This is a genomic window from Pseudomonas sp. 05N434, assembly GCF_056396965.1.
In genome coordinates this window covers 1-8081 of the sequence record NZ_JBFTMK010000194.1, presented here as the reverse complement: position 1 = coordinate 8081, position 8081 = coordinate 1, and the positions used below count along the sequence as shown (strand labels likewise).

Here is an 8081-nt window from a genome sequence, read left to right as displayed (position 1 = left end):
GTCGAAAGCAGCGGCTTTAACGGGTTGTGTGATCTTGTATCGACCCGGCATCGGCAGATTCGGCGGGCTGAAGGAATCTGCCGTTTGGCGGGGTGAAAACAGTTGATCCGAATTTCTCAGGGGGCAAGTTCGGCGTAGTTCGTTTCGCGCAAGCCTTAACCTGAACACCATCGCAACCACTTCCCGGTTGCCGGACTCACGATGGGAAATGCCATGAATAGCAAAGTCGACGAAACCCCTCATTTGCTCCGTCAGCGCGATCAATTCGTGCCACGTGGCCTGGTTACCGCGCATCCGTTGGTGATCGATCGGGCCCTGGGTTCAGAATTGTGGGACGTGGACGGCAAGCGCTACCTGGACTTTGTCGGCGGTATCGGTGTGCTTAACATCGGTCACAACCACCCGAAGGTGGTCGCGGCGGTGCAGGCGCAGTTGCAAAAAATCTCCCACGCCTGTTTTCAGGTGGTGGCCTATAAGCCTTATCTCGACCTGGCCCAGCGCCTGTGCGAAATGATCGGCGGCCAGGACGCTTATAAAGCAGCGTTCTTCACCTCCGGCGCCGAAGCGGTGGAAAACGCGGTGAAGATTGCCCGCGCCCACACCAACCGCTCGGCGGTGATCGCCTTTCGTGGTGGGTTCCATGGCCGGACCTTGCTCGGCACCACGCTGACCGGCATGAGCCAGCCGTATAAACAGAACTTCGGGCCGTTCGCGCCGGAGGTTTTCCACACTCCGTATCCGAATGCCTATCGCGGCGTCACCAGCGACATGGCGCTCAAGGCACTGGACGAGTTGTTGGCGACCCAAGTGGCGCCTGAGCGGGTCGCGGCGATCATCATCGAACCGGTGCAGGGCGATGGCGGTTTCCTTGCGGCACCGGCGGAGTTTCTTCAGGCCCTGCGCGCGCTGACTGAAAAGCACGGCATCGTGCTGATCCTCGATGAGATCCAGACCGGTTTCGGGCGTACCGGCAAATGGTTCGGTTTCCAGCACGCCGGGATTCAGCCGGATCTGGTCACCGTGGCCAAGAGCCTGGCCGGCGGTTTGCCGCTGTCCGGTGTGGTCGGCAAAGCCGAGATCATGGACGCGCCATTGCCAGGCGGCCTCGGCGGTACTTACGGCGGCAACGCGCTGTCGTGCGCGGCGGCGCTGGCGGTGATCGAAGCCTACGAGCAAGAGCAGTTGCTGGCCCGTGGCGAAGCGTTGGGCGAGCGTCTGCGTCAGGGACTGTTGCGCTTGCAGGCCCGTTACCCACGGATCGGCGACGTGCGCGGCAGCGGCTTCATGCTGGCGATCGAGCTGATCAAGGATGACGAGGCACGGACCGCAGATGCCGACCTCAACCAACGACTGATCGATGAAGCCCGGGCCGGTGGCCTGTTGGTAATCAAGTGCGGCGTGCAACGCAACGTGTTGCGCTTCCTCGCGCCACTGGTGACCAGCGAAGCACAGATCGATGAAGCGTTGCAGATTCTCGACGCGGCACTGGCACGAGTCTTGAACTGAGCTCACGCCAGCTCACGGGCGCTGCCACACGGCATCGCCCGTGAGCATTTATGGAGCATGGATTGATGGAATGCATCATCGGAGGCTTTACACACCATGGGGCTGACTGATTATCGAGCGTTGCTGATCGATTGCGATGAGGTGCTGGTGGATCGCGATTCCGGAGTCTGGGCGGCGTTGCAGCCGCTGCTCGACAGCCGTGGCGGTCACCCGGACAAGGCACAGGTGCTGGCCGAATTCAGCGAGGTGGTGCGGGCGCTGTACCCGCGTTTCGGCGAGTTGGGCTTCAGTGGTTTGCTGTGTTTCGCCCACCGTCAATTGGCCGAGCGCTGGGCGTTGAAAGCCAGTTGGGAGGAGGGCATGAGCTTCGCCCGGTCCGTCGTCGGCTGGTCGTTGTTCGAGGATGCACCCGGCGCCATGCTGTACTTGCGCAAGTTTTATCGCCTGCTGGTGCATGGCGACCGTGACGCCGAAGATCGCGGCCTGCTGTGCGAACGCCTGGGGATCATGCCCGACGATTTTATTTCCCTGGCAAGCGACCCATTGCAGGACCATGACTGGCTGGCGGCCAATGACCTTGATGCCAACACCATCCTCCAGGTAACCCGGCCTGGCGCCCGGCAACCGGGGGCGGGGGCGGTCTGCCTGATCTGTCGCGGCCGGGCCAGACAACCGTCGCCGTGCGCGGCGGATTACTGCATTAACAGCATGGCGGATCTGGTGGCTCAGCATCAGCTGTCTTTACGGCGCTGATTTTGCTAGAAGATTGTCTTACAAACGGCAGTCAAGAGGTACGCAATGGAAGGTTTAGTAAAACTGGACCGAATCGACATCAGCATCCTGGTTGAGCTGCAAAAGGACGGGCGCATGACCAACGTCAGCCTGGCCGATGCCGTGGGCCTGTCGGCCAGCCCCTGCCTGCAACGGGTCAAGCGGCTGGAGTCGGCCGGGTATATTTCCAGCTACAAGGCTCACCTGAACCTGGCCAAGATCACCGACTCGGTCACGGTGTTCACCGAGATCACCTTGAGCGACCACAAGCGCGAAGACTTCGCCAAGTTCGAGTCCAATATCCGTCTGGTCGACGAAGTGCTCGAATGCCACCTGATCAGCGGTGGCTACGATTACCTGGTACGCTTCATGACACGCAGCATCCAGCATTATCAGGAAGTGGTCGAAAGCCTGCTGGACAAGAACATCGGCATCTCCAAGTATTTCAGCTACATCGTCATCAAGTCACCCGTACTGAAGGACGGCGTGCCGCTGCGCAAATTGTTGCGGCACTGAAGCTGACTCCACATCCCCCATTCCCTTGCAGCCTGCCGCGCCTTCGAAAGAGGCGCGCGACGGGCTCTGTGTAGCAGCTGCCGAGCAGCGCGAGGTGGCGTTCGGCTGCGTAGCAGTCGTAAACCCTGAATGCACGGTGTACCTGACGGATCGCAGTGACTGATTTTGCGGCTGCTTCGCCGCCGAACGCCGCCTCGCGCTGCTCGACAGCTGCTACGGAGAATTCGGTTTGGGCATGCACCTCAATCGGACATCGGGGCCGCACAACCGCTTCAACACGCTTCATGCTGGCGCAGGCCGTATAAACCGCTGTTTACGCGGCGAAAACAGTCTTCGTTTGCGTTACGGGCGATGAATTCGGAACAAAGCGCAAAATCGCCTGCGTTGTAATGCGTTCAGAGAGAGGGGCAGGTCGTTGCACGGTTTCAGTTCAACACTGTCGTTCTATCGAAAGGAAGGTCAGGTACCCTTGCCGCGGGCGCCGTCGCAGCTGCCGGCATCGGAAGTTGCCAGGCTGAAGAAACAGGGCTGAGCCAGCGGTAGTCCACTGACCAAGACATGAGTGACTGATATGACCCTATCCACAAGCGTGGCAGGGCAGGCGGGAAGTGTTTCCCCTGCGCTGGCCACCAGCGTTGCCAAAACCAACACCCGGATGTTGGCCATCGATGCCTTGCGCGGCTTCGTCATGCTGTTGATGCTCATCGACCATGTGCGCGAAACCTTTCTGCTGCACCGTCAGGTCACCGACCCGATCGATGCGCTGAGCGTGACCCCGGACCTGTTCTTCACCCGCCTGCTGAGCACCCTTTGCGCCCCGGTGTTCATCTTCCTCACCGGGTTGTCGGCCTGGCTCTACAGCCAGAAACACACGGCCAGTGAAACCTCGGTGTTTCTGCTCAAGCGCGGGCTGTTCCTGGTGTTTCTGGAGCTCACATTCGTGTGCTTTGCCTGGAACGCCGAGTTCCCGCCCAAGACGCTGTGGCTGCAAGTGATCTGGTGCATTGGCATTTGCATGATCGTGCTTGCCGGGTTGCTGCACTTCAAGCGCGGTTGGCTGATCGTGCTCGGGGTGGCCATTGTCGCCGGGCACAACCTGCTCGATGGCGTGACCGTGGGGCCGGAGTCGCCGTTCTTCGTGCCGTGGTCGATCCTGCATCAGCGCGTATTCATCGACATCACCGAGTTCACCCGGGCTCGCACCACGTACCCGGTGTTGCCGTGGATCGGCGTAATCCTGCTGGGCTGGGCCATCGGGCCGTGGTTCGGCAAGGACATGGACCCGGCAGAGCGGATTTCCCGCTTGCTCAAAGTCGGTTTCGGCCTGCTGGCGGCGTTTGTGGTCATCCGCTATCTGAACGTTTACGGCGAGAAACCCTGGGTGCAGACCGGTGATTCGCTGCGCACCTTCATGAGTTTCATGAGCGCGAAGAAGTACCCGCCGTCACTGATGTTCCTGATGCCGACCCTTGGCCTGGGGCTGATTCTTCTGGCGTTGTTCGAGAAGGCCCAGGATCGTTGGTCCACCGCGACCCTGGCGGTCTACGGTGGTGCGCCGATGTTCTTCTATTTGCTGCACCTGTATGTGCTCAAGGCCATGTACCTGGTGGCCGTTGCCATCTGGGGCGCCAATCAGGGCACCTATTACGGCTTCGATAACCTGCCCATGGTCTGGCTGTGGAGCGTGATTCTCGGGGTGCTGCTGTTCTTCCCGACGCGCTGGTTCGCCAACCTCAAGCAGCGCCGTCGCGACATTGCGATTCTCAAATACCTCTGATTCAAAGACTTTGCTGAATTCAGCACAAACACCTGTGGGATCGCTGCACCGCCGCTCCCACAGTTCTCTATTTGACGGCATACACCTTGCGCACATACCGCGTACTGCTCCAGGCGCACGGTGCGCCTTGCGGCACGAACACGGTGTCACCGGGGTTGACCGTTACGCTGGTTCCATCCGGCGCCTGCAAAGTCACGCTGCCTTCGAGCAGGTGCATCAGCTCGTTGAGTTTGTGYGCTCGGCCATGGCGGGTGTACGGAGTCGAATCCCACACGCCGACGCGCAGATCAGTGGCGTCATCTTCGAAGGCATTGCGCGAGCGACACTGCGGCGTAGGCCCGATCAGTATCTGCGGTTCCGGTGCCGCCGAAGGGGACAGCATCGCCAGCGGGTCGAGCGCTGTCAGCCCCGGTTTCTGTTCGGCGCTGGGGCTGGTGACGGCGCAGAAGGCCCAGCACGTATCGGGTTGTGCCTCAAACCTGAGCGCTGTGCCGCGACCGATCACGGCGCTGGTACCGATGCCCAGTTCCAGCACCTGTTCCCCGGATTGCAGCACGACGCGCCCGGCATGGACCACGATCACTTCGGTGTGCGGGAAGTGCTCGATATCGACGGTTTTGCTGGTGTGAACAAGGCCCGCCGAGACGCCRTCGGACCCAATGTAGGCGATCTGACGACCGTCCATGAACGGATCGATGGAACTCAAGGGCGCTGCCTTGAAAGACGTAGAAACGCGGCTGCCGTCGGCGCGGGCCAACAGCACAATGGTGGGTTGAGACATGGGGGTGACGCTCCCTGCAAATGGGGGGTAGAAAGTGATGGAAGGCGCTCGCTTCATCGCGCGCCGGGATCAGCCGATGGCTTGGGTGACGAGGGCAAATTGGCGTACGCCGTTGGCCGCTTGCGGCGGTGTACCCCGTGCCATTTGCGCCACGGTGTCGACCTGTTTGAGACCGGCCAGCTCCAGCCACTCGCTCAAACCACTGTCCGCTGGAATGTCGATTCGCACGAAAGCGTCCGGCACCTGGGCCAGCAACACGGCGATCAGGTGTTTGGCCTGTTCAAGATTTTCGGCGATGACCGGGCCGAGGCAACGACCGCGACCAAACGGGCGCAGCAGGGCGAAGGCACGCAACTGACCGTCGCGCTCGATGCCTACCGAATGCTCGGCCACCGCAAACAGCTCCGTGAGCACCGCTTGCCGGTCCAGACCACTGCCGGCGTTGGCCAGTGCCAGTTGAGGAGCCCGATCCGTCGCCTGTAACGGGCGGCATTCCTCACCGTCCGCCAGTGGTTCAAGCGCGGGCACCTGGGCCAGGCCTTGATGCTGCTGAATTCGTCCGTACTCGACAAACCCCTGGCTGGCATAAAGCGGCGCACCGGCGAGGGTCGCATTGAGCATCGGCGTGCGCGACTGGCAGGCCTCCAGTGCGTGCTCCATCAATCGACGGCCGATGCCCTTGCCCTGATAGTCGTCACTGACAATCACCAGACCGATGGTGGCGAAGTCGCCTTGCCGGCAGGCGAATGCGGTACCGATTAAACGCGGGCCATCGAGCACCACGAAACCTTCGCTGACCCGCTGCAACATCGCCCAGTCTTCCAGGCGATGAGGCCACTTCAACTCAACAGACAAGGCATGGGCCGAAGGCAAATCAGCAGCGGTCATCGGCCGATAGACATAAGCGGAAGGGTGCGAGGCGGACATGATGAATCTCCGTTTTACAGTGTGCGCGATCAACCGGTTTTCCGGCGCGAGGATGCCTGTATCCCATCTGTGTGAAGGCCTGACAAGGGGGGCGGAAGGATTCGGCAGATTCCTCACATCAAAGGCCTGCAGACCACACTTACTACTTAATTGCCCCATAAGGTCGGCAGCAAATGCTTGGGCTTTTTTTCTACGATGGAGGCCTGAGTAAACGCCTCGCCGTCCCTTTCTGGAGTGCTCCATGGATAGCTTCGATCCTCGCCTTATCGCTGTGCGCAGCGCTCACTTTATTGCTGGCAAATACCGCGACGCCCAACCGGGGCTGGAGGTGGTTCGCCCTTCAGACGGTCAGGCCTATGCCCAGTTGCCGATCGCCGATGCCGACCTGGTGGATGAGGCGGTCAACGATGCCTGGCAGGCGTTTAACCGCAGCGATTGGGCCAGCCGTCCGCCCCGGGAACGGGCACGGGTCATGCGTCGCTGGGCCGATCTGATCGAAGCCGATATCGCCGTGCTGGCGCCGCTGGAAGCGGTGGGCTCGACCCGTCCGCATAAAGATGTGATCGCCTGGGACATTCCTTATGTCGCCGAGGGCATTCGTTTCTTTGCCGAACTGGCGGACAAGCACGGCGGCCAAGTCGCGGCGACCCAGACCGATCGCCTGGGCATGCAGATCGCTGAACCGTACGGCGTGATCGCCGCCATCGCGCCGTGGAATTTCCCCTTGAGCATGGCTTCATGGAAAGTCGCGCCGGCGCTGGCTGCCGGCAATGCCGTGGTGCTCAAGCCGTCGGAGCTGACGCCGTTTTCCAGCCTGCGCTTTGCCGAACTGGCGCTGCAGGCGGGCATTCCTGCCGGGATTTTCAACGTGGTTCAGGGCGATGGCCGCGTCACTGGCGACGCCTTGTGCCGTCATCCACGGGTGGGCAAGGTAACCTTTACCGGCTCCACGGCGACCGGCTCGAGCATCATGTCCACTTGCGCATTGGTGGGGCCGAAACCGGTAACGCTGGAGCTGGGCGGCAAGAGCCCGCAACTGGTGTTCGCCGACGTGCCGGACATCGCGAAAACCGCGCGCACCGTGGCGCTGGCCATCACCGGCAATGCCGGGCAGGTGTGCGTGTCTGGTTCGCGGTTGTTGATCGAGCGCTCGATCATGGAACCGTTCGTTGCGCACTTGCAGGCGTACTTCGAGGAATTGCGCCCGGGGCCGACCTGGTCGTCCGAGAGCACGCTGTCGCCGATCATTTCCCGGTTGCAGGCCAGCCGTATCGACGGCATCGTCCAGCGTTCGCGCCAGGCCGGGGCCGAAGTGCTGACTGGCGGTGGTTTGTTTGAAGGGCTGGGCGGTGCCTATTACCAGCCGACCTTGCTGGCTGGCCTGGACAATCAGAACCCGGCGATCTGTGAAGAAATCTTCGGCCCGGTGCTGACGGTGCAGGCGTTCGATGACGAACAGCAGGCACTGAGCCTGGCCGCGCACGCCACCTACGGCCTGGCGGCGGGCGTGCACACCGCCGACATCAACCGCGCCCTGCGACTGGTCCGGCGGCTGGAGGCGGGCACGGTGTGGGTCAACCGCTATGGACGCAGCAACGACTACATCCTGCCGACCGGCGGCTACAAACGCTCCGGCATCGGCAAGGACCTGGGGCGCGAAGCCTTCGAAGCCAACTTGCGCTTCAAGAGCGTGCTGATCGATATCGTCCAATAACACGGCCCCCGTAGCAGCTGCCGAGCAGCGCGAGGCGGCGTTCGGCGGCGAAGCCGTCGTAAACCCGATTTGCAAGGTTTTCATGACAC

Annotated in this window: 7 protein-coding genes; 5 read left to right on the top strand and 2 right to left on the bottom strand. The window is 61.6% G+C overall.

From position 1 onward, the window contains the following. The first annotated feature begins 213 nt into the window (after window positions 1–213). The 4 genes from gabT (at window position 214) to AC1DLB_RS14210 (ending at window position 4570) form a co-directional block, all read left to right on the top strand. A complete protein-coding gene (gene gabT / locus AC1DLB_RS14225; protein ID WP_204123552.1) occupies window positions 214–1506 on the top strand; it encodes a 4-aminobutyrate--2-oxoglutarate transaminase in 1293 nt (430 codons plus the stop codon). Between the two features lie 96 nt (window positions 1507–1602). Beyond that, a complete protein-coding gene (locus AC1DLB_RS14220) occupies window positions 1603–2259 on the top strand; it encodes an HAD family hydrolase (protein WP_064617999.1) in 657 nt (218 codons plus the stop codon). A gap of 45 nt (window positions 2260–2304) precedes the next feature. Next, entirely contained in the window at window positions 2305–2793 is a 489-nt protein-coding gene (locus AC1DLB_RS14215; RefSeq protein WP_003174918.1) for an Lrp/AsnC family transcriptional regulator, read from the top strand. A 571-nt stretch (window positions 2794–3364) separates the two neighbouring features. Further along, entirely contained in the window at window positions 3365–4570 is a 1206-nt protein-coding gene (locus tag AC1DLB_RS14210; protein WP_477743079.1) for an acetyltransferase domain-containing protein, read from the top strand. A gap of 67 nt (window positions 4571–4637) precedes the next feature. On the opposite strand, the gene AC1DLB_RS14205 is transcribed toward AC1DLB_RS14210, so the two are convergent. Continuing rightward, complete coding sequence (locus AC1DLB_RS14205) at window positions 4638–5351, bottom strand: cupin domain-containing protein (protein WP_477743080.1); 714 nt, start codon at window positions 5349–5351, stop codon at window positions 4638–4640. Between the two features lie 69 nt (window positions 5352–5420). Further along, window positions 5421–6278, bottom strand: coding sequence for a GNAT family N-acetyltransferase (locus AC1DLB_RS14200; RefSeq protein ID WP_192350543.1), 858 nt, complete (start codon window positions 6276–6278; stop codon window positions 5421–5423). A gap of 241 nt (window positions 6279–6519) precedes the next feature. Here AC1DLB_RS14200 and AC1DLB_RS14195 point away from each other — a divergent pair, with 241 nt between their 5' ends. Next, window positions 6520–7992 (top strand): aldehyde dehydrogenase family protein, encoded by a 1473-nt coding sequence (locus AC1DLB_RS14195; protein WP_477743081.1) that lies wholly within the window; start codon window positions 6520–6522, stop codon window positions 7990–7992. The last annotated feature ends 89 nt before the right edge of the window (window positions 7993–8081 follow it).

Excerpts from the sequence above, each read along its gene's own strand:
- gabT (WP_204123552.1), top strand. The coding sequence starts at position 214 with ATGAATAGCAAAGTCGACGAAACCCCTCATTTGCTCCGTCAGCGCGAT.
- AC1DLB_RS14210 (WP_477743079.1), top strand. The coding sequence starts at position 3,365 with ATGACCCTATCCACAAGCGTGGCAGGGCAGGCGGGAAGTGTTTCCCCT.
- AC1DLB_RS14195 (WP_477743081.1), top strand. The coding sequence starts at position 6,520 with ATGGATAGCTTCGATCCTCGCCTTATCGCTGTGCGCAGCGCTCACTTT.
- AC1DLB_RS14220 (WP_064617999.1), top strand. The coding sequence starts at position 1,603 with ATGGGGCTGACTGATTATCGAGCGTTGCTGATCGATTGCGATGAGGTG.
- AC1DLB_RS14200 (WP_192350543.1), bottom strand. The coding sequence starts at position 6,278 with ATGTCCGCCTCGCACCCTTCCGCTTATGTCTATCGGCCGATGACCGCT.
- AC1DLB_RS14215 (WP_003174918.1), top strand. The coding sequence starts at position 2,305 with ATGGAAGGTTTAGTAAAACTGGACCGAATCGACATCAGCATCCTGGTT.